Here is a 19,306-nt window from a genome sequence, read left to right as displayed (position 1 = left end):
CGGAAGGGCCGTTCATCGCTGCGACGGTGGCGGGTGGATTCCGGCCCCGCCCTGCCGTTCGGCATCCATGTCGTCGGCGTCCAGGTGCACGCGGGCGGTCTCGGCTATCCGGTCGGGGTGCCGTCGTATCAGCACGAGCAGCACCACCACACCCACGGTGAGCCAGGCGCCGACGACCGGACCGGCGTAGGACACCGGAGCCGTCAGTTCCGTGACGAAGTCGAACACCGGCAGACCGGCGGCCGTCAGCAGGGCCGGGATGAACGCGGCGCTGCCCAAAGCGGGGAGCAGCAGATGCCGTACCGGTTTGAGGAACGCCCGGCCGGAGCGCAGGAAATAGCCGGCACAGGAGAGGTTCACGATGATGTAGACGCCGACGACGACCGTGACGATCACCGTGGCGAGCAGCAGATACGCGGTCACCGGGTCGTAGGCCAGACCGAGGCCCAGCACCGCGCCGACCGCCACGACGGTCTGTACGGCGATGCCGGCCACGGGGGAGCGGTGCCGGGGGTGGAGGGTCGCGAGTACGCCGGGCAGGACCCGGATCCGGGCCAGGGCGAAGGCCGTGCGGGTGGAGACGTTCGCGCAGGCGTTGGCGTTCGCGATCGTGGAGTTGACCACCGCGAGGAACACCAGCACCCAGAAGAGACCGAACGAGGCCCGGGCGACGCCCTCCCAGGACGCCGCGCCTGACGCGCCGAACGCCGCGAAGCGGTCGGGGCCGAAGTAGACGGTCATCGCATACGTCGTGAGCACGTAGAACAGACCGATGCCCAGGGCCGCTCCGAGGACCGCGCGGTGCATCGTGCGCCGTGGGTCGCGGGTCTCCTCGGCGAGCGGCGCGGCAGCTTCGAAGCCGGCGAACGCCAGCACCGTGTACACGGACCCGGCGAACACCCCGGAGACCCCCGCGTAGCCGTCGGGGGTGTGGGAAGTGCCGAACACCGACAGGGTATTGGCGCTGCCGGCCCCGCCGATGAGCAGGACGGCGAACACCAGGAGGACGAGGACCTCGAAGACACCGAGGACGGTGCCGAAGCGGGCGGAGGCGCGGACGCCGAGATAACCGGCGCAGGCGATCACGACGGCTCCGGCCAGCGCCCACGGCCACCACAGGTCCGACGGGTACGCGGACCACTCCGCGTGCAGCGTGCCCGCCACCGTGAAGCCCAGTTGCAACAGCAGCAGCGGTGGCACCAGCATCTCCACGAAGACGTACGCCCAGCCGACGAGGAAACCGACGGCCGGGTGCAGCCCTCGCGCCGCGTAGGTCGCCACCGAGCCCGCCGCGGGCAGTTCCCGGGCCAGCTCGGCCACACACGAGGCGGTGAACAGGCAGGCCACGAGGGCGATCAGCACCGACAGAGGCAGGCTGCCGCCCGCGAAGGCGGCGCCGGAGGGGATCGACGCGGCCACCGCGGCGGCGGGCGCCATCGCCGTCACGCTCTGGAACAGGACGTCGCGCAATCCGATGGCGTCACGCCGCAGCGCTCCAGCCGTCTCCGCGTGCATGCGTCCCCCGATCCGTGTCCCGGCTGCCATTCGTCGCCCGAGCATGTCTCCGCTCGGCGGCCACCGCACGGATATGACGAACCGTCGGCCGGCCTCGCGTGAAATCACGGTACGGCGCGGGGTGGTTGCGCAGAAGGGTGCGCGGCCGTTCCGTGGACAACCCGCCACCTGTGGATAACTCGGCCACTCGATCGGGTGAGGCCGCAGCGTTCAAGAGGCCGAGCTCCTGGCTCGTCCCAGCCGCGCGCCTTCCGCGGATCCGCTGAGGAGCAGGCCAACGCCTGCCCGTGGAACCGCCGAGGAGCAAGGCCCTCCCGCCCGCGGAGCGGATGAGGAGCAGGCCGTCCCTTCCCGTGGAATCGCCGAGCAGCCGATCGCTCCTCCTGCGAGATACTGCGGAGCTGGCCGCGCATCCTGCGAATCTCCGCGGAACAGACCGCGCCTCCCCGCGGAGACTTCGGGCAGCAGCCCGAGCAGTGGCAGGATCCGCGGCACCCGCAGGACAAACGTGTCAGCGCGCACGAGGGGAGCGGCACCCCTGGCCGCCACGCCCTCCGCCGCACACGTCACCCGGTCCGCCACTCGGGGAGCGTGCTCGGTGCCGGTCCGCGAGCGGCGTCAGGATCGTTCCGCCACCACCGCCGGGTCGTCCAGCACCGCACGGACGACCGAGTGCGCGGCGCCCAGCAGCGGGCCCTGCGGACCGAGCGGGGACACCGTCACCGGACAAGCCGGGCCCGCCGTACGGCCCGTCAGCTCCGTTTCCAGCGCCGGCAGCAGCCAGGGCGAGAGGCCCGCGAGAGCTCCGCCCAGGACCACCGTCTCGGGATCGAGCAGGTTCACCGCCCCGGTCAGGGCGATGCCGAGGGCCGTACCGGCGTCCCGCAGAGCGGCCCGCACGCCCTCGTCACCCGCCCCGGCGCGCTCCGCGAGCAGACCCACCAGATCCTCCCGGGGCTCCAGCCCGGCCGCGCGCCGCACCGCCTCCTCACCCGCGTACTGCTCCAGGCACCCCCGGCCGCCGCACGGGCAGGGAGGACCGTCGGGCCGTACCGGCACATGGCCCAGCTCGCCCGCGAATCCCCGCTTGCCGCGCAGCAGCCGTCCGTCCACGACGACCGCGGCACCGATACCGATCTCGGCCGACACGTGCAGGAAGTCACCGGGCGTACCGGCACCGAGCCACAGCTCGGCCAGCGCGCCGAAGTTGGCCTCGTTGTCGACGGACACCGGCCAGCCGCCGGGCAGCAGGGCGCCGAGGTCGGTGTCGTGCCAGTCGAGGTTCGGGGCCCGTACGACCGTCCGTCCGTCCCTGGCCACCAGTCCGGGCACCGCGACCGCGAGCCCGGCCGGCCACAGTTCCGCCTGCTCGGCTTCCGCGACCACCCGGTGGATCAGCGCCGTCAGCTCCTCGATCACCGGCTCGGGCGCCCGGCCCCGGTTGCCGCCGCGCCGGACCGCCCGTGCCCGCACCTCACCGCGCAGGTCGACCGCGCACACCGCGAGGTGGTCGACGCCGATCTCGGCCCCGATCCCGGCCGGCCCCCGGCCGCTCACCGCGAGCGCCGACCCGGGCCGGCCCACCCGGCCGGGGCGCTCGGGACCCAGTTCCTCCAGCAGTCCCCACCGGATCAGCTCGTCCACCAGCGTCGACACCGCCGCCCGCGTCAGACCGATCCGCGAGGCGACCGCCGCCCGTGACAGCGACCCTTCCGCGCTGACGGCGTGCATCACCCGGGCGAGATTGCGCCGGCGCATGCCCTGCTGGGTGTCCGGCAGAGCGCGCCCGGTGCCCGGCGGGCGCGCCTCGTGCAGCGGTGCGGTCATGCCTGCGTCAATCCTCGGTGTCTGCCGCCCGGCTGGGGGCGGGCGGCCTGGTCAGTCGGTTTCGGGCCGTCGCTCCAGCAGCGGGGCCGCGTCGGAGAGTACCCCGGTGATCCTCTCCAGCGTCGACCGGTCCCGTTCCACGGCCTCCAGCACCGGTCCCGCGGCCGTGTTCCAGCGGCGGGCCACGGCGGCGGGATCCTCGCCGGTCAGCAGTCCGGCCGCCTGCGCCGCCGCGCCCAGTGCGACCAGTTCCCTGGCCTGCGGGACCTGGACGGGCCGCCCGGAGAGCCGGCGCACGGTCTGCTGCCAGGCCGTACCCCGGGCCCCGCCGCCGATCAGGAGCAGCGGGGTGTCCCGGTCGGCGTCCGCGTCCAGGACCAGATCGAGGGCTCCCAGCAGCGCGTGCACCGCGCCGTCATAGGCGGCCTGCAGCAGTTGGCCCGCGGTGGTGTCGTGGCGCAGCCCGTGCAGCAGTCCGGAGGCGTGCGGCAGATTGGGGGTGCGCTCGCCGTCCAGGTACGGCAGCAGGGTCACCGAGCCGCCGGGTTCGACCGCCTCGCGGTCCCGGCCCAGCAGGGCCGCGACCCGGTCCACCGCCAGGGTGCAGTTCAGCGTGCAGGCAAGGGGCAGCCAGTCCCCGCGCGCGTCGGCGAAACCCGCCACCGTGCCGGTCGGGTCGGTGGGGCGGCGCTCGGACACGGTGTAGACCGTGCCGGAGGTGCCGAGGCTCAGCACCGGCGTGCCGGGCCGCAGGCCGAGACCCAGGGCCGCCGCGGCGTTGTCGCCGGTGCCCGGGGCCACCAGCGTGCCCTTGGAGAAGGGCAGGTCGTGGCTGTCGCGCACCGTGCCGACGACCTCACCCGGCCGTGCCACCCGGGGCAGCAGTGCCGGGTCCAGGCCGATGTGCGCCAGAGTCTCCTCGTCGTACGCCTCGGTGCCGGACGCCCACCAGCCGGTGCCGGAGGCGTCGCCCCGGTCGGTCGTGCCCTGGCCGGTCAGGCGCTCGGTGAGGTAGTCGTGGGGGAGCCGTACCGCCTTCGTCGCGCGGACCGCCTCCGGCTCGTGTTCGGCGAGCCAGGCCCACTTGGTGGCCGTGAAGGACGCGCCGGGCACGCTGCCGGTGCGCTCCGCCCATGCCTTCGGACCGCCCAGCTCCTCGACGAGACGGCGGGCCTGCGGAGCGGAGCGGACGTCGTTCCACAGCAGCGCCGGGCGCACCGGCTCGCCGTGTTCGTCCAGGGTGACCAGGCCGTGCTGCTGGCCGCCGATCGACACCGCCGCCGCCTCGTGCGCCGCCTCACCGCACTGGCGCAGCGCCGTGCACAGCGCGTCCCACCACTGGCGCGGGTCGCTCTCCCGGCCCGCCCCGTTGGTCACGGTGTGCGGCGCCTGGCCACTGGCCACGATCCGCCCGGTCGCCACGTCGACGACCAGCGCCTTCGTGGACTGGGTGGACGTGTCCACTCCGACGACGAGCGGACCCTCGGCTGCTGACATCGGACTCTCCCTCTTCCGCGGCTCCGCGGCATCTGCGCTGTGTGACGAAGACATCTGGTGGGTGAAAGACATGTTGTCTCTTCCCAGCGGTGTGTGCGCATACTAATTTGTAAACGGCCATGACGAAATACTCGTACGCAGCAAGGAGCCGCGCCATGAGCTACCAGCCCACCCCCGATGACAGGTTCACCTTCGGCCTGTGGACCGTCGGCTGGCAGGGAAGGGACCCGTTCGGTGACGCCACCCGGCCCGCCCTCGACCCGGTCGAGACGGTGCAGCGCCTGGCGGAACTCGGCGCCCACGGTGTGACCTTCCACGACGACGACCTGATCCCCTTCGGTTCTTCGGACACCGAGCGGGAGTCGCACATCAAGCGGTTCCGGCAGGCCCTGGACGCCACCGGCATGACCGTCCCGATGGCCACCACGAACCTCTTCACGCACCCCGTCTTCAAGGACGGCGCGTTCACCGCCAACGACCGTGACGTGCGCCGTTACGCCCTCCGCAAGACAATCCGCAACATCGACCTGGCGGTCGAGCTGGGCGCGAAGACGTACGTCGCCTGGGGCGGTCGCGAGGGTGCCGAGTCGGGGGCCGCCAAGGACGTGCGCGCCGCCCTGGACCGCATGAAGGAGGCCTTCGACCTGCTCGGCGAGTACGTCACCTCGCAGGGCTACGACATCCGCTTCGCGATCGAGCCCAAGCCGAACGAGCCCCGGGGCGACATCCTGCTGCCCACCGTCGGCCACGCGCTGGCCTTCATCGAGCGCCTGGAGCGGCCCGAGCTGTACGGCGTCAACCCGGAGGTCGGTCACGAGCAGATGGCCGGCCTGAACTTCCCGCACGGCATCGCGCAGGCCCTGTGGGCGGGCAAGCTCTTCCACATCGACCTCAACGGCCAGTCCGGTATCAAGTACGACCAGGACCTGCGGTTCGGCGCCGGGGACCTGCGGGCCGCCTTCTGGCTGGTCGACCTCCTGGAGAGCGCCGGTTACGAAGGACCGCGCCACTTCGACTTCAAGCCGCCGCGGACCGAGGACATCGACGGCGTGTGGGCATCGGCCGCGGGCTGCATGCGCAACTACCTCATCCTGAAGGAGCGCGCGGCCGCCTTCCGCGCCGACCCGGAGGTGCAGGAGGCGCTGCGCGCGTCGCGGCTGGACGAGCTGGCCCAGCCGACCGCCGCCGGCGGTGTCCAGGAGCTGCTGGCCGACCGCACGGCCTTCGAGGACTTCGACGTGGACGCGGCCGCCGCGCGCGGCATGGCCTTCGAACGGCTCGACCAGCTGGCGATGGACCACCTGCTGGGGGCGCGGGGCTGACGCCCACGCGCGCGTACCGGCGATCGCCCGGCCACAGGGGCGATCGCCCAGGGCGCGGGCCGTCCGCCAGACCGCGGACGGCCCGCGCCCGTCACAGCTTCTCGGGCAGACGGACGTACACCACCGTCGTCTTCACACCGCTGCCGACCAGACGGCCCCGGGCGTCGAACGCGCCCTCCCCGTCGGTCATCCCGAAGTCGTTGTCATTGACGAGCGCGAGCGTGTCGTCATCCACGCGCGCGATGCCCTCGATTTTCCCGGGCACCCCGGCGAGCGTGCCCAGGTCCACCACGAGCCGCTTGGACAGCACCGGCACACCCGCGGACGCCGGATCGTCCAGCTCCTCCAGCGAGGGGGACGTGGCGTCGTCGTCCCACGGGCCGCCCAGGATGTTCGCCCCGCGTCCCAGCCTGACCAACTGCAGTCGCGCCGACCTGTCCGTGCGTTCCTCGACGAGCAGCCGGTCGCGGCCGACCGCCACCACCGACGAGATCTTCAGCTCCGAGGTGTCGTCCTCGCCCGGGTCGACCACACCGACCGGGTCGAAACGGTAGGCGTACTCGGCCGTGACGGCCTTCTCACGCGGCGAGAAACGCAGCAGGCGGGTGGTGCGCGAAGCGTCGCCGGCATCCGCGTCCGGCAGGGAGAGCGGGCTCTGCAGGGCCATCACGAGGTCACCGCCGGGCAGCTGGGCCAGCCCCTCGAACCCCCGGTTGGTCTTGCGGTGCAGCAGAACCGACGGCAGCGCCTCCACCACCGGGTAGTCCGTACCGGTCAGGGCCAGCCCCTCGGGCACATAGCGGGCGAGCACCCTGCCGCGCGCGGAGACGTGCACCAGGGACGGCCCGTACTCGTCCACGAGCCAGAAGCTGCCGTCCCCGGCCCGTACGATGCCCTCGGTGTCCAGGCCGTTCGGGTTGTGGGAAAGCGGCGTCCTCGCGTCGTAGGTGTACGGCGCCTCGTCCCGGCCCCGCTGGTCGGGCAGCCCGGTGACGGCCTTCCCCGAGGAAGTGGTGAGCGGTATCGCGTCGATGACCTCGACGGTGTTCCCGGAGACCCGGATTCTCACGATCGCGGGGTCGAAGCCCGGCACCGGGAAGGTACGGCGCTTCTTGCCGTCCACCTTGATCTGGCCGTTGGGCCCGCGGTCGGTCACCGTCCAGTACTCGCCCTTGCGGCCCGCCGGGTAGATGTCGCTGCCGATGCCGCCGAGCCGCACGCCGTGGTCGTCGGCCACGCTTCCCGGCAGCAGCGCGTTGCTGAACGCGCCGAGCGGGATCTCACCGAGTGTGGCCGTGCGCACGACGCGGGCCTCCTTGGACGGCGCCGCCGCGGCCGTTCCCGCGACCACGAGGGCGGCGGCCAGGGCCAAGGGCAGGCCCGTGGTGACGGAACGGTGGACGCGGCGTCGTGCGGCAGTCGGGGACATCGGGCCTCCTGGGAACAAGGTCGTTGACAGCGGCCACGATTGGGCTCCCGGAGGAACACCGCACGACGGACGGGTGAACGACCGGCGTCCGCCACTCATCGGACGCACGCGCCGGCACCCGGTGACCCGCCGTCTCGCGATGTGCCCAGCAGCTGAACCATCTGTTCGAAGGACCTGCGGCCGGAGCCCTTGGCGAGCCACTAGGGGCGTACCTCAGGGATGAGTCAGGGTCCGGGGGCGGAACCGCCGGGAGCGGGAGGTCGTTCTCCAGAGCAGAGTGCGGCAGCGGCCGCGAAGGAGGCGACGCTCATGTCCAAGAACGCGAAGATCGCCGTAGGGGGCGTGGCGGTCGGGCTGATCCTGCTGATATGGCTGCCCTGGTGGGTGGCGTTCCTGATCGTCGTCGGAGTGCCGGTCGTGGCGTATCTCGCCCTGGACCCCTCGCAGCGGCGCAGGGTCCGCCGGGTCGCCCGCAAGGAACTCGGCCGCTGAGGCACCGGCGCGCGACAGGCGGTCGGCGAGCGGGGCGACCGTAGCGGCCGACTGGGCCCACAAGGGGCAGCGTCATCGGGCGGGGACGGGTACTCCTGGGACCCGCAGGTGTCGTACGGCTGCCGAGCCTCACAGCGGACGTACGGCCATCTTGTCGAGAGCTTCCAGCAAGCCCGGCAGTTCGGGACCCCGGCCCACCGGATGGACCTCGCCGGGCTCGTCGTCGAGGAGGACGAACGCGATGTCGTCGGTGCGGGCCACGAGCGACCAGCCGGGGCCGTCGGCACGCAACGTACGGGCGTCGCCCGGGGCGAACGACGAGCGCACCCGGCCGAGCGGCGGCGGGGAGCCGACGTAGGCGCGCGCCTCCGCGAGCACCCGGCGGACACCCGCGTGGCCGCCGCGCGCGGGGCCCTCCTCGCCGCCCTGGGCGGACGGCGCGTCCTTCGCCGGCCCGTCGGGCGCGCGGAAGTCGGCGTCGTCGATCTGCTCCCGCCACGCGGCCCATCGCAGCGCGATCTCGTCGGCGCCCAGACGGCGCTGGGCCGGTCCCCAGGAACTGGTGTCCGGTGGGCTCAGCGCCGGCCGGCCCGCCGACTCGGCGGGGGGATCGTGCGGCGCGGGGACCCCGGGCGCGGCGACGGCGACGGCCAGGGGCCACCCCGGCAGGGCGGTCACCACCGCGCTTTCGTCCGGCGACAGCTCGTATTCCATGCCGCAGTCCCAGGACGCGATCGCCACGGCGACCAGCGCGACGTCGTCTATGACGACCGTCCAGCGAGCGCCGTCCCCGTCCTGGCCCAGCACCAGGCCGTACCCGTCGGCGAGCGGCGGCAGACCCAGCACCGCGCACGCCGCCGGGTAGTCGTCGCCCAGCACGCTCGGGAACTGTGCCGGCGTCAGCAGTACCGCCGTCAGCACATACAGCGCATCGTCCGCGGCGGCGACGGCCACATCATCCGTTCCGGCCATCTCTGCCTCCCCAGTGGTTGGTCCGTCGGCGCGCACCCTAGTGCGAGCGCAAGCCGGTTGTCACGGCTTCGGGGCCACGCGGAGCTGCAGGTTTCCCCCTGGAAAGGGGCGAAACGACCGCACCGGGAGTCGGGACTTCCGCTTAGTCGGCGGGCAGACCGAGGAGGTCGCGAGCCACCGCGCCAGGCGACTCGCCGCGCTCCCTGGCCAGCGCCACGACCGCCCGGCAGGCCAGCTCGCTCACTCCGAAGGACAACGCCTCCGGCGACACCCACGCCGCCGCCTCCTCGAGCCGTTCCTCGTCGCCCTCCGCCCGCGCGGCCACATGGACGGCCGCCGCCTCGAACAAGTTGTGCGCGCCCTTCTCCCGGGCGCCGGCCGGCCGCGCCTGCGTGGGGGCGCGGAACCCGCCGACGTACCTGCGGATCGCGTCGAACACCTGGACCACCCTCTCCCCGAACCGATCAGTGCCGATCGCCCATCTGCTGTCCCACAACGTAGAGTTGGAGTTTCGACGGCAGAAGGGGCGACGCGGTGAAGCGGTTCGAACGTCTGGAGCGGATCCGTCGGCTGGACCCGGTGGCGGACGCACTGGAGATCTACCGGATCAGCGTGTCCTTGGAGTTCCCCTGGGACTACACGCGCGCCCTGGAACTGGCCCTGTACCGCACCTACGCGGTACCGAGCATCGGCCGGCTGCTCGCGCGGACGGCGGAACTGACCGAGCGCACGCAGAAGCGGTACGACGACACCTCGCTCCTCCTCGACACCGTCCTGGAACACGGCTTCGCCGCGGAGCAGGGGCGCACGGCGATCCGCCGCATCAACCAGATGCACCGCAGTTACGACATCGGCGACGACGACATGCGGTATGTGCTGAGCACCTTCGTGGTGGTGCCCAGGCGCTGGATCGACACCTACGGCTGGCGACGGCTGTCCCGGCACGAGATCGTCGCCACCACCGAGTACTACCGCACTCTCGGCCGGCACATGGGTATCCCGGACATCCCCCGGACCTACGAGGAGTTCGAAGCCCTTCTCGACTCCTACGAAGAGGCCCACTTCGGCTGGGACGAGGAGGCCCGGCGGGTCTCCGACGCCACGCTCGCCCTGATGGCCTCCTGGTACCCGCGTCCCCTGGCCCCGCTGCTGCGCACGGTGACACTCGCCCTGCTCGACGAGCCGCTCCTGCGCGCCTTCCACTACCCGAAACCCGGCGCGGCGGCCACCGCGCTGGTGCGCCGGGCCGTATGGACGCGCGGCCGCCTGGTCCGGCTCATGCCGCCGCGCCGCAACCCGCACTTCGCGCGTCAGAATTGGGAGATCAAGGGCTACCCGGACGGCTACCGCGTGGCCGACCTGGGAACCCGCCCGGTTCCCGGGCTGCGCGGCTGCCCGGTGCGGCACCGGGGCACGTCAGCGCCCGACCCCGTCGAGTGACGCGAGGGTGTCCCGCAGCCAGGCCAGTTCGGCCCGGCTCGTGGCACGCGCGATGGTGAGGACGCCCCGCCGGAAGGGGTCGTCCAGCTCCTCGGCGCTCAGCGGCCGGTCGCCGTCGTAGAAAAAGCTCGCCGGCTCCTCCAGGAAGGCCAGCCGGCGTCGCAGCACGGCCGCCTGCGCGGCGGGATCGGCCAAGTGCCGCAGGAACGCCAGCAGCGTGAACCAGTGGTTCTCGTCGGTGATCTCCCGCTGGGCGGGCTCGGCGAGCCGGCGCATCAGCTCGCGTCCGCCCTCCTCGGTCAGCGTCAGTACATGGCGCGGCGCGGCGACGGCACCGGGCTCGGTGGCCCGTACCAGCAGGCCCGCCTTCTCCAGCCGTTTGATCGCCGGGTACAACGTGCTCTCCGCGACCGGGCGCACATGTCCGGTGAGCGCGGCGATATGGCGGCGCAGGACATATCCGTGCAGCGGCGCGTCGTACAGGAATCCCAGGATGGCGAGCTCGAGCATGCCCGCATTCTGCCGCAGGGATACATCGCTATTCCAGTATCGCCTTGACGCTATACCTCGCTTACGAGGTATCGTGCGGCGTCGTTGCAGGCACAAGGAGGGGCACATGCGGCAGGCCGCGTTCGACAGCAGGGGGAGCCACATCCGGTGGACGGAGGTGCCCGGGGCGGAGCCCGCCCGGGTATATCTGCACGGACTGGGATCCAAGTCCGCCGTCTACCACGCCCACATCGCCGCCCGGCCCGAACTGGCCGGCAGACGCGGCCTGTTCGTCGACCTGCCCGGGCACGGCACGAGCGACCGCCCCCAGGACTTCGGCTACACCCTGGACGACCACGCCCACGCCGTCGCGGCCGCACTGGATGCGGCCGGAGTCACGGGCGCCGAACTGGTCGCGCACAGCATGGGCGGTGCCGTGGCCATCGTCCTCGCCCACCGGCGGCCCGACCTCGTCTCGCGGCTGGTGCTGACAGAGGCCAACCTGGACGCCTTTCCACCGTCGACCGCCGCCAGCAGCGGCATCGCCGCCTACGAAGAGGAGGAGTTCGTCGAGGAGGGGTACGCGCGCGTGCTGGGCGCGGTGGGCCCGCTGTGGGCGGCCACCATGCGGCTGGCCGATCCGCGCGCCCTGCACCGCAGCGCCGTCGGTCTGTGCCGGGGCTCCAGCCCCGTGATGCGTACGCTCCTGGAGGGGCTGCCCGTCGACCGGATCTTCCTCCAGGGCGAGGCCAGCGGCGAACTCGCGGGCCGCGAGAGCCTGGAAGCCGCCGGAGTACGCGTGGTGACGGTGTCCGGCGCCGGGCACAACGTCATGTTCGACAACCCCGGCGCCTTCGCGGCAGCAGTCGCCGGCACGGCCTGATCCGTCGGGGCGGTCAGTCCTCGCGCACCGCGAGCGCGAGGAAACGGGCGTCCTCGTCCACGTACGACGTCATGCGCCAGCCCGAACGCGCCAGCAGCGGCCGGAGATTGGCCTCGGCCCGCAGGTCGTCGGGCGTGATACGGCGGCCTTGGCGTGCGGCCAGGGCGGCACGGCCGATCGGATGGAAGAGCCCGAGCAGGCCTCCCCGCCGCACGGCGCGGGCCAGTTCCCGCAGGTTCTCCACCGGATGCGGCAGATGGGCGATCAGACCGGCCGCGAACACGGCGTCCAGACAGCCCGAACGCAGCGGCAACGCGGCGACGTCCGCGAGCAGCAGCCGACCCGAGCGGTGCCGGCCGGCCCGTGTGGCGGCCTGGAGCATCGCCGGGGTCAGATCGGCCCCCAGCACCACGCCGGAGGGGCCGACGGCGGCCCGCAGGGGCGGCAGGGCCCGCCCCGTGCCGCAGCCCGCGTCCAGGACGCGGTCCCCCTCGCGCAATCCGAGGTCGGCGACGGCTGCCGCGTAGGCAGGGCCGTCATCCGGGAACCGGCTGTCCCAGTCGGCGGCCCGGACGGTGAAGAATTCCTGGACATGTGTGTGGTCGTCGCTCATGCTCCGCATGATTCCGCACCGCCGTCCGGCCTTCGCCGGCGCCGTCGGTCACCGCCGTGACCGCAACGCGCGCTCCCGCGGCTCAGGCCGCGAGATCCCGTACCGCCACCACATTGTCGATGCTGACCCGCACGAGGAGTTCGCCCGGTACGCCATTGCGGGCGCCGTACTCCTCGGCGTCGTCCTCGCCCACGTAGCGGGCCGCGATCCGGGTGGCCCACTGACGGAGTTCGGCCAGATCCTCCGACACCTCGGCCTCGCCGTTCAGCACCACGAAGTGGAACGGCGGACGGTCGTCGTCCACGCACAGGGCGACCCGGCCGTCACGGGTCAGATTGCGCCCTTTCACGGTGTCCTTGCCGGTGGTGAGCACCAGGGCGTCTCCATCGAGGAGAAACCAGACCGGGGCCACATGCGGGCTCCCGTCGGCGCGAACGGTGGACAGTTTGCCGGTGCGGGTGCCGTCCGAGACGAACGCCCGCCATTCCTCATCGGTCATCTTCTCTGCCATGCGCCCATCCTGCTTGCCCGCACGCCGGTCGTGGGGAAGGCTGGCGGAGAGTTCCTCCAGCCAGGGGGAGACATCACACGGGGAGAGGGACATGGCGCAGAACCAGGGCCTCGGCTGGCTCCTGGACGATCTGACCGAGCGGGTGGACCACGTCCGCCACTCGCTGGTCCTGTCGAACGACGGGCTGGTCACCGCGGCGAGCACGGGCCTACGCCGTGAGGACGCCGAGCATCTGGCCGCCGTGGCGTCCGGATTGCACAGCCTGGCCAAGGGCTCGGGACGACACTTCGGCGCGGGCAGGGTGCGCCAGACGATGATCGAGTACGACGATGCCGTGCTGTTCGTGACCGCGGCCGGCACCGGCAGCTGTCTGTGCGTGCTCACCGGGGCGGAGGCCGACATCGGTCAGATCGCCTACGAGATGACCCTGCTCGTCAACCGGGTCGGCGAACACCTGGGCATCGATGCCAGGCAACCCGAGCGAACACGCAAAGCGGACGCCTGACCTGCGGTTTTTCTGCCCCCGTGGAGTTATCCACAGGCCCGGAACGAGCTGGCGCAGAACCGGCTACGGTGGGTGCACGGCGAACGCACAGGGCGTGAGCCAAGGACTCCACGGGGGAGTACGACCATGTCGGCCGACCTTTTCGATCCCACCCGCTCCAACACCTGCAAGCCGAGCCAAGCCGCCCGCGAACTGGGGCTCGGGCGTGGCGATTTCGACCGCGCCGTGCAGCTCGGCTGCATCCGCACCGTGCCCGACGAGGGCGGGGGAGGGGGCCGTCGCGTGGAACGCGCGGAGATCGAGCGTGTCCGCGCCCAGGACGGTTTCCCCGACTCCCTCCTTGACCGGGTGCGGGTCGTGGGGACGGCCGAGGGGGCCGCCCTCATGGAGATCCCGGCCGGCAGGTTCAGTCGGCTCGCCCGCCTGGGCCTGCTCGTGCCCGCCACGTTCTACCTCAACCGCTACCGAGCCGTGGTCTGGCTCTACCTGGCGGAAGAACTACGCCAGTTCGCGACCGGAGCGGAGAACGCGCACCTGCTCAAGGGGCGTACGCCGGAGACGCTGCGCGGCCAGCTGGCGGCGGGAGTGGACCTGCGGGCACGCAACTGGCGCGGACGCCATCTGGGACTCCTGCTCCGGCGGGCCGAGGGCCCCTGGGCCCGTGCCGGGGCCGTGGCCGCCTTCCTCACGCCCGTCGACGTCGCGGACATCGTCAAGGATCCGTACGAACGGGCGCAGCTGAACCGGTTCCGGCCCATGCCACCCGGGTACGGCGTTCCCGGATCGCCGGCCACGCACGCAGCCGAGCGGATCACGACGGCGCAGGACGCGGACGAGATCGGCTGGCTGCGCAGCGAGCTGGCGCGCCTGGTCGCGGAGGCCCGCAGCGTCTCACCCGTCGCGCGCCCGGCCGCCCGTGCCATCCCGCCGGTGATCCGCACGGCTCCACGGCCCATCCCGCCGATGGCCCGCACGGTGACGGGACCCGCGGAGGAGACGACGAGGTTCCCGAAGCCCACGGCATCGTCCCCGGGACCGGACAGCTCCTCCTCGGAGTTGACGCGACGCCTCACGGAGCCGGCCGCGCGGACCGAGGAGCCGTCGGCACGGCCCACGTGGCCGACGGCACGGTCTTGCGCGCCGGTGGTAAGGCCCCCCGAGCCGATGTCGGCCACCAGGCCGGCGGTGCGGCCGGCGGCGCCGACCGCGCCCCGGGGTCACGGGCGGGCACAGCCCGGTCCGCAGCGGCCGGCCCGCGGTCTGCGGGCCTGGCTCCGGCGGAGAAGCCCACGGCGCACAGGGTCCGCACGGGTCTGAAGGCCTCGCCGCGGAGCCCTGGCCGCGGGGGCTACAGCGCCCGGAACAGACCTTCCTGGACGACCGATACGAGCAGTCGTCCCTCCAGGTCGTAGATGCGCCCGCGGGCCAGCCCACGCCCGCCGACGGCGATCGGGGACTCCTGGTCGTAGAGGAACCACTCGTCCGCGCGGAAGGGCCGGTGGAACCACATGGCGTGGTCCAGCGAGGCCAGGTCGAAGTTGCGCGGACCCCACAGCGGCTCCACCGGGATGCGGACCGCGTCCAGGAGGGTCATGTCGCTGGCATAGGTCAGCGCGCAGGTGTGCACCAGGGGATCGTCGCCCAGCGGTCCCACCGCGCGCATCCACACGGCGCTGCGCGGCTCGGCCCCCTCGATCTCCTCGGCGTTCCAGCGCAGCCGGTCGACGTAGCGGATGTCGAAGGGCTGGCGGCGCGCCATCCGTTCCAACTGCTCCGGCAGCGTGCCCAGATGCTTGCGGATCTCCTCCGAGACCGTCGGCAGCGACTCCGGGTGCGGCACCTCACGGGCCGGCGGCAGCTGGTGCTCGAAAGGTCCTTCCTCAGGCTTGTGAAAGGAGGCGGTCAGATTGAAGATCGTGCGGCCCTGCTGCACGGCCGTGACCCGGCGTGTCGTGAAGGAACGCCCGTCGCGGACCCGTTCCACCTGGTACACGATCGGCACGCCCGGCCGGCCGGGGCGCAGGAAGTACGCGTGCAGTGAGTGCACCGGGCGATCGCCGTCCGTGGTGCGGCCGGCGGCGACCAGCGCCTGGCCGGCCACCTGGCCGCCGAAGACCCGCTGGAGGGACTCCTGCGGGCTGCGGCCACGGAAGATGTTGACCTCTATCTGCTCCAGGTCGAGCAGGTCGACCAGTCTCTCGGCCGGATTCGTCATCGATGGGTTTCTCCTTGGCTTGCCACTGGCCGTGAAAGGCTCACAGCTGGCCGACGTCGGTGACACGGACGACCGCACGGCCCTCGGCGTCGGAGGCCACGAGGTCGATCTCCGCGCTGATGCCCCAGTCGTGGTCACCGTTCGGGTCGTCGAAGATCTGACGGACGCGCCAGAGGCCGTTCTCCGGCTCCTCCTTGATGACAAGGAGCTTGGGACCACGGGCGTCGGGACCGGTGCCGAGATCGTCGTACTCGTCCCAGTACTTGTCCATCGCCTCGCCCCAGGCGTCGGCGTCCCAGCCGGACTCGGCGTCCAGCTCGCCCAGTTCCTCGACCTGGTCCAGGGCGGCCAGCTCCACGCGGCGGAACATGGCGTTGCGGACGAGGACCCGGAAGGCGCGGGCGTTGGTCGTGACCGGCTTGACCTCGTCGGCCTTCTCCTGGGCCTCCTCGGCGGTCATCTCCTCCGGGTTGGCGAGCTGCTCCCACTCGTCCAGCAGGCTGGAGTCCACCTGGCGCACCATCTCGCCCAGCCACTCGATCAGGTCCTGCAGGTCCTCGGACTTCAGGTCGTCCGGGATGGTGTGGTCCAGGGTCTTGTAGGCGCTGGCGAGGTAACGCAGCACGATGCCCTCGGTGCGGGCCAGCTCGTAGAAGGACACCAGCTCCGTGAAGGACATCGCCCGCTCGTACATGTCCCGGACGACCGACTTCGGCGACAGCGGGTGGTCGCCGACCCACGGGTGGCTCTTGCGGTAGGTGTTGTAGGCGTGGAAGAGCAGTTCTTCCAGCGGCTTCGGGTACGTGATGTCCTGAAGGCGCTCCATGCGCTCCTCGTAGTCGACCCCGTCCGCCTTCATCGCGGCCACGGCCTCGCCGCGCGCCTTGTTCTGCTGGGCGACGAGGATCTGCCGCGGGTCGTCCAGGGTGGACTCGACCACGGAGACCATGTCGAGGGCGTAGGACGGCGACTCGGGGTCGAGGAGTTCGAACGCCGCCAGCGCGAACGTGGACAGCGGCTGGTTCAGCGCGAAGTCCTGCTGGAGATCGACCGTGAGCCGGACGATACGGCCCTCGGCATCGGGCTTGTCGAGCTTCTCGACGATCCCGCCGTCGAGCAGCGAGCGGTAGATCGCGATGGCCCGGCGGATGTGCCGCAGCTGCTGCTTGCGCGGCTCGTGGTTGTCCTCCAGGAGGTGGCGCATCGCCTCGAACGCGTTGCCCGGACGGGCGATCACCGACAGCAGCATCGTGTGCGTCACCCGGAAACGCGAGGTCAGCGGCTCCGGTTCCGACTCGATCAGCTTCTGGAAGGTGTTCTCGGTCCAGCCGACAAAGCCCTCCGGCGCCTTCTTGCGCACCACCTTGCGCCGCTTCTTCGGGTCGTCGCCCGCCTTCGCCAGCGCCTTCTCGTTCTCGATGACGTGCTCCGGCGCCTGCGCGACCACCAGCCCCGCGGTGTCGAAACCGGCCCGGCCGGCCCGGCCCGCGATCTGGTGGAACTCACGGGCCCGCAGGGTGCGCACCCGGCTGCCGTCGTACTTGGTCAGCGCCGTGAACAGCACCGTGCGGATGGGTACGTTGACGCCCACGCCGAGCGTGTCCGTGCCGCAGATGACCTTCAGCAGTCCGGCCTGGGCGAGCTTCTCCACCAGACGCCGGTACTTGGGCAGCATGCCGGCGTGGTGCACACCGATGCCGTGCCGTACGTAGCGGGAGAGGTTGCGGCCGAACTTGGTGGTGAAGCGGAAGTTGCCGATCAGCTCGGCGATCTGGTCCTTCTCCTCGCGCGAGCACATGTTGATGCTCATCAGCGCCTGCGCCCGCTCCACAGCCTGCGCCTGCGTGAAGTGCACGATGTACACCGGGGCCTGCTTGCTCTCCAGCAGGTCGGTGAGCGTCTCGGTGAGCGGGGTCAGCTTGTACTCGTAGGACAGGGGCACCGGGCGGGTCGCGGAGCGGACCACCGAGGTGGGGCGGCCGGTACGGCGGGTGAGATCCTTCTCGAAGAAGGACACATCGCCCAAAGTGGCCGACATCAGGATGAACTGAGCCTGGGGGAGTTCCAGCAGCGGGATCTGCCAGGCCCAGCCGCGGTCCCCCTCGGCGTAGAAGTGGAACTCGTCCATGACGACCTGGCCGACGTCCGCGTGCTTGCCGTCCCGCAGCGCGATCGACGCCAGCACCTCGGCGGTGCAGCAGATGACGGGCGCGTCGGCGTTCACGGAGGCGTCGCCGGTGAGCATGCCGACGTTCTCGGTGCCGAAGAGCTTGCACAGCTCGAAGAACTTCTCCGACACCAGGGCCTTGATCGGTGCCGTGTAGAAGGTGACCTCGTCCCGGGCCAGCGCGGCGAAGTGCGCGCCCGCGGCGATCATGCTCTTGCCGGATCCGGTGGGCGTCGACACGATCACGTTCGCCCCGGAGACCACCTCGATCAGCGCCTCCTCCTGGTGGGGATAGAGGGTGAGGCCGCGCTCCTGGGCCCAGGACTCGAAAGCCTCGTACAGGGCGTCGGGGTCGGCGGTCGGCGGCAGCTGATCGATGAGGGTCACGCCCCCATCTTGCCTGGCCCACCGCCCGAGCGGGGAATCGGCTGCGGCTACGAAGATCATGGAAGCTACGCTGTGTGGCCGGCGAGGCGTCAGCGCACCAGGTCAACTGGGCAGCGCGACACGAGGAATGGGGCGGGAAGCGGCCATGATGGGACCAGCACACTCACTGTCGGGGGCCGCTGCCTGGCTGGGGGTGGGAGCCGCCACAGCGGCGGCCGGACATCCCATGCCCTGGCCGGTCCTCCTCTGCGGCGCCCTGATCTGCGCCGGCGCCGCGCTCGCCCCGGACCTCGACCACAAGGCGGCCACCATCTCGCGGGCCTTCGGGCCGCTGTCCCGTGGGATCTGCGAGATCGTGGACAAACTCTCGTACACGGTCTACAAGGCGACCAGGAAGCAGGGCGACCCGCGCCGCTCCGGCGGACACCGCACGCTGACGCACACCTGGGTGTGGGCCGTCCTGATCGGTGCGGGCTGCTCCGCCGTCGCGATCACCGGGGGCCGCTGGGGGGTGCTGGCGATCCTCTTCGTGCACATGGTGCTGGCGATCGAAGGTCTGCTGTGGCGGGCGGCACGCGGCTCCAGCAGCGATGTCCTGGTCTGGCTGCTGGCGGCGACCAGCGCGTGGATCCTGGCCGGAGTGCTGGACAAGCCGGGCCATGGTTCCGACTGGCTGTTCACCGCGCCGGGGCAGGAGTACCTGTGGCTGGGGCTGCCGGTCGTGCTCGGTGCGCTGGTGCACGACATCGGGGACGCGCTGACCGTGTCCGGTTGCCCGATCCTGTGGCCGATCCCGGTGGGCCGCAAGCGCTGGTACCCGGTGGGGCCGCCGAAGGCGATGCGGTTCCGGGCGGGCAGCTGGATCGAGCTCAAGGTGCTGATGCCGACGTTCATGCTGCTCGGCGGGGTCGGCTGCGCCGCGGCCCTCAATGTGATCTGACCAAGCCGACGGCACCGGCTCGCGATCCGGGCACGGATCGGGCAGGCCCCGCCCGGGCCGGGACAGCAGGGCGAGGCGGAGGTTCGCAGGCGTCCTCCGGCC

At 71.9% G+C, this 19,306-nt stretch carries 18 protein-coding genes; 7 read left to right on the top strand and 11 right to left on the bottom strand.

Going from position 1 to position 19,306, the window contains the following annotated elements; genetic code table 11:
• Positions 1 to 12 precede the first annotated feature (12 nt).
• From IE251_RS20485 to xylB, 3 genes are all read right to left on the bottom strand, one after another.
• Positions 13 to 1,515: an APC family permease gene (locus tag IE251_RS20485; RefSeq protein WP_189754442.1), complete on the bottom strand. Its 1,503-nt coding sequence runs from the start codon at positions 1,513 to 1,515 to the stop codon at positions 13 to 15.
• Between the two features lie 618 nt (positions 1,516 to 2,133).
• The gene (locus tag IE251_RS20480; protein ID WP_189754441.1) at positions 2,134 to 3,342 is read right to left on the bottom strand and encodes an ROK family transcriptional regulator; all 1,209 of its coding nucleotides are present in this window, start codon (positions 3,340 to 3,342) and stop codon (positions 2,134 to 2,136) included.
• A gap of 51 nt (positions 3,343 to 3,393) precedes the next feature.
• Positions 3,394 to 4,839 (bottom strand): xylulokinase, encoded by a 1,446-nt coding sequence (gene xylB, locus IE251_RS20475; RefSeq protein WP_189754440.1) that lies wholly within the window; start codon positions 4,837 to 4,839, stop codon positions 3,394 to 3,396.
• A 155-nt stretch (positions 4,840 to 4,994) separates the two neighbouring features.
• Here xylB and xylA point away from each other — a divergent pair, with 155 nt between their 5' ends.
• On the top strand, positions 4,995 to 6,161 hold the full coding sequence (gene xylA / locus IE251_RS20470) for a xylose isomerase (RefSeq protein ID WP_189754439.1): 1,167 nt from the start codon (positions 4,995 to 4,997) through the stop codon (positions 6,159 to 6,161).
• Between the two features lie 91 nt (positions 6,162 to 6,252).
• On the opposite strand, the gene IE251_RS20465 is transcribed toward xylA, so the two are convergent.
• Positions 6,253 to 7,590, bottom strand: coding sequence for an esterase-like activity of phytase family protein (locus IE251_RS20465; RefSeq protein WP_189754438.1), 1,338 nt, complete (start codon positions 7,588 to 7,590; stop codon positions 6,253 to 6,255).
• Between the two features lie 309 nt (positions 7,591 to 7,899).
• On the opposite strand from IE251_RS20465, the gene IE251_RS20460 reads away from it, so the two are divergent.
• Complete coding sequence (locus IE251_RS20460) at positions 7,900 to 8,082, top strand: tail-anchor membrane protein (RefSeq protein WP_030775282.1); 183 nt, start codon at positions 7,900 to 7,902, stop codon at positions 8,080 to 8,082.
• A gap of 129 nt (positions 8,083 to 8,211) precedes the next feature.
• Here the strand turns inward: IE251_RS20460 and IE251_RS20455 are convergent, their stop codons facing one another.
• Together IE251_RS20455 and IE251_RS20450 are read right to left on the bottom strand one after the other, a co-directional pair.
• On the bottom strand, positions 8,212 to 9,054 hold the full coding sequence (locus IE251_RS20455) for a hypothetical protein (RefSeq protein ID WP_189754437.1): 843 nt from the start codon (positions 9,052 to 9,054) through the stop codon (positions 8,212 to 8,214).
• 142 nt (positions 9,055 to 9,196) lie between these two features.
• Positions 9,197 to 9,493, bottom strand: a complete 297-nt coding sequence (locus IE251_RS20450) for a hypothetical protein (RefSeq protein WP_189754436.1) — start codon at positions 9,491 to 9,493, stop codon at positions 9,197 to 9,199.
• 95 nt (positions 9,494 to 9,588) lie between these two features.
• Here IE251_RS20450 and IE251_RS20445 point away from each other — a divergent pair, with 95 nt between their 5' ends.
• Positions 9,589 to 10,494, top strand: coding sequence for an oxygenase MpaB family protein (locus tag IE251_RS20445; protein ID WP_189754435.1), 906 nt, complete (start codon positions 9,589 to 9,591; stop codon positions 10,492 to 10,494).
• On the opposite strand, the gene IE251_RS20440 is transcribed toward IE251_RS20445, so the two are convergent.
• A complete protein-coding gene (locus IE251_RS20440; RefSeq protein WP_030775286.1) occupies positions 10,471 to 11,004 on the bottom strand; it encodes a PadR family transcriptional regulator in 534 nt (177 codons plus the stop codon). The genes IE251_RS20445 and IE251_RS20440 overlap by 24 nt on opposite strands.
• Positions 11,005 to 11,110: 106 nt before the next feature.
• Here IE251_RS20440 and IE251_RS20435 point away from each other — a divergent pair, with 106 nt between their 5' ends.
• Positions 11,111 to 11,866 carry an alpha/beta fold hydrolase gene (locus tag IE251_RS20435; protein ID WP_189754434.1) on the top strand — a complete coding sequence of 252 codons (756 nt, stop codon included), beginning with the start codon at positions 11,111 to 11,113 and terminating at the stop codon, positions 11,864 to 11,866.
• 13 nt (positions 11,867 to 11,879) lie between these two features.
• Here the strand turns inward: IE251_RS20435 and IE251_RS20430 are convergent, their stop codons facing one another.
• Positions 11,880 to 12,479, bottom strand: a complete 600-nt coding sequence (locus IE251_RS20430) for a class I SAM-dependent methyltransferase (protein ID WP_189754433.1) — start codon at positions 12,477 to 12,479, stop codon at positions 11,880 to 11,882.
• An 82-nt stretch (positions 12,480 to 12,561) separates the two neighbouring features.
• Positions 12,562 to 12,990 carry a PPOX class F420-dependent oxidoreductase gene (locus tag IE251_RS20425; protein ID WP_189754432.1) on the bottom strand — a complete coding sequence of 143 codons (429 nt, stop codon included), beginning with the start codon at positions 12,988 to 12,990 and terminating at the stop codon, positions 12,562 to 12,564.
• Positions 12,991 to 13,081: 91 nt separating this feature from the next.
• Between IE251_RS20425 and IE251_RS20420 the strand changes: the two genes are divergently transcribed.
• A complete protein-coding gene (locus tag IE251_RS20420) occupies positions 13,082 to 13,495 on the top strand; it encodes a roadblock/LC7 domain-containing protein (RefSeq protein ID WP_030775293.1) in 414 nt (137 codons plus the stop codon).
• A gap of 126 nt (positions 13,496 to 13,621) precedes the next feature.
• The gene (locus IE251_RS42135; protein ID WP_373302033.1) at positions 13,622 to 14,812 is read left to right on the top strand and encodes a DUF6397 family protein; all 1,191 of its coding nucleotides are present in this window, start codon (positions 13,622 to 13,624) and stop codon (positions 14,810 to 14,812) included.
• Positions 14,813 to 14,843: 31 nt separating this feature from the next.
• Here the strand turns inward: IE251_RS42135 and IE251_RS20410 are convergent, their stop codons facing one another.
• Positions 14,844 to 15,710, bottom strand: a complete 867-nt coding sequence (locus IE251_RS20410; protein WP_189754431.1) for an acyl-CoA thioesterase — start codon at positions 15,708 to 15,710, stop codon at positions 14,844 to 14,846.
• A gap of 40 nt (positions 15,711 to 15,750) precedes the next feature.
• Positions 15,751 to 18,264, bottom strand: a complete 2,514-nt coding sequence (locus IE251_RS20405; RefSeq protein WP_189754430.1) for a DEAD/DEAH box helicase — start codon at positions 18,262 to 18,264, stop codon at positions 15,751 to 15,753.
• Between the two features lie 145 nt (positions 18,265 to 18,409).
• Between IE251_RS20405 and IE251_RS20400 the strand changes: the two genes are divergently transcribed.
• On the top strand, positions 18,410 to 19,204 hold the full coding sequence (locus tag IE251_RS20400) for a metal-dependent hydrolase (RefSeq protein WP_189754429.1): 795 nt from the start codon (positions 18,410 to 18,412) through the stop codon (positions 19,202 to 19,204).
• The last annotated feature ends 102 nt before the right edge of the window (positions 19,205 to 19,306 follow it).

It is taken from the genome of Streptomyces eurythermus, from assembly GCF_014649115.1.
GTDB lineage: Bacteria > Actinomycetota > Actinomycetes > Streptomycetales > Streptomycetaceae > Streptomyces > Streptomyces eurythermus.
This window is presented reverse-complemented; position numbering and strand designations above follow the sequence as displayed.

Bases quoted from the DNA above. Each gene is read 5' to 3' on its own strand.
- IE251_RS20435 (WP_189754434.1), top strand. From the start codon at position 11,111: ATGCGGCAGGCCGCGTTCGACAGCAGGGGGAGCCACATCCGGTGGACG.
- IE251_RS20455 (WP_189754437.1), bottom strand. From the start codon at position 9,054: ATGGCCGGAACGGATGATGTGGCCGTCGCCGCCGCGGACGATGCGCTG.
- IE251_RS20425 (WP_189754432.1), bottom strand. From the start codon at position 12,990: ATGGCAGAGAAGATGACCGATGAGGAATGGCGGGCGTTCGTCTCGGAC.
- IE251_RS20430 (WP_189754433.1), bottom strand. From the start codon at position 12,479: ATGAGCGACGACCACACACATGTCCAGGAATTCTTCACCGTCCGGGCC.
- xylB (WP_189754440.1), bottom strand. From the start codon at position 4,839: ATGTCAGCAGCCGAGGGTCCGCTCGTCGTCGGAGTGGACACGTCCACC.
- IE251_RS20485 (WP_189754442.1), bottom strand. From the start codon at position 1,515: ATGCACGCGGAGACGGCTGGAGCGCTGCGGCGTGACGCCATCGGATTG.
- xylA (WP_189754439.1), top strand. From the start codon at position 4,995: ATGAGCTACCAGCCCACCCCCGATGACAGGTTCACCTTCGGCCTGTGG.
- IE251_RS20420 (WP_030775293.1), top strand. From the start codon at position 13,082: ATGGCGCAGAACCAGGGCCTCGGCTGGCTCCTGGACGATCTGACCGAG.
- IE251_RS42135 (WP_373302033.1), top strand. From the start codon at position 13,622: ATGTCGGCCGACCTTTTCGATCCCACCCGCTCCAACACCTGCAAGCCG.
- IE251_RS20410 (WP_189754431.1), bottom strand. From the start codon at position 15,710: ATGACGAATCCGGCCGAGAGACTGGTCGACCTGCTCGACCTGGAGCAG.
- IE251_RS20480 (WP_189754441.1), bottom strand. From the start codon at position 3,342: ATGACCGCACCGCTGCACGAGGCGCGCCCGCCGGGCACCGGGCGCGCT.
- IE251_RS20400 (WP_189754429.1), top strand. From the start codon at position 18,410: ATGATGGGACCAGCACACTCACTGTCGGGGGCCGCTGCCTGGCTGGGG.
- IE251_RS20440 (WP_030775286.1), bottom strand. From the start codon at position 11,004: ATGCTCGAGCTCGCCATCCTGGGATTCCTGTACGACGCGCCGCTGCAC.
- IE251_RS20460 (WP_030775282.1), top strand. From the start codon at position 7,900: ATGTCCAAGAACGCGAAGATCGCCGTAGGGGGCGTGGCGGTCGGGCTG.
- IE251_RS20465 (WP_189754438.1), bottom strand. From the start codon at position 7,590: ATGTCCCCGACTGCCGCACGACGCCGCGTCCACCGTTCCGTCACCACG.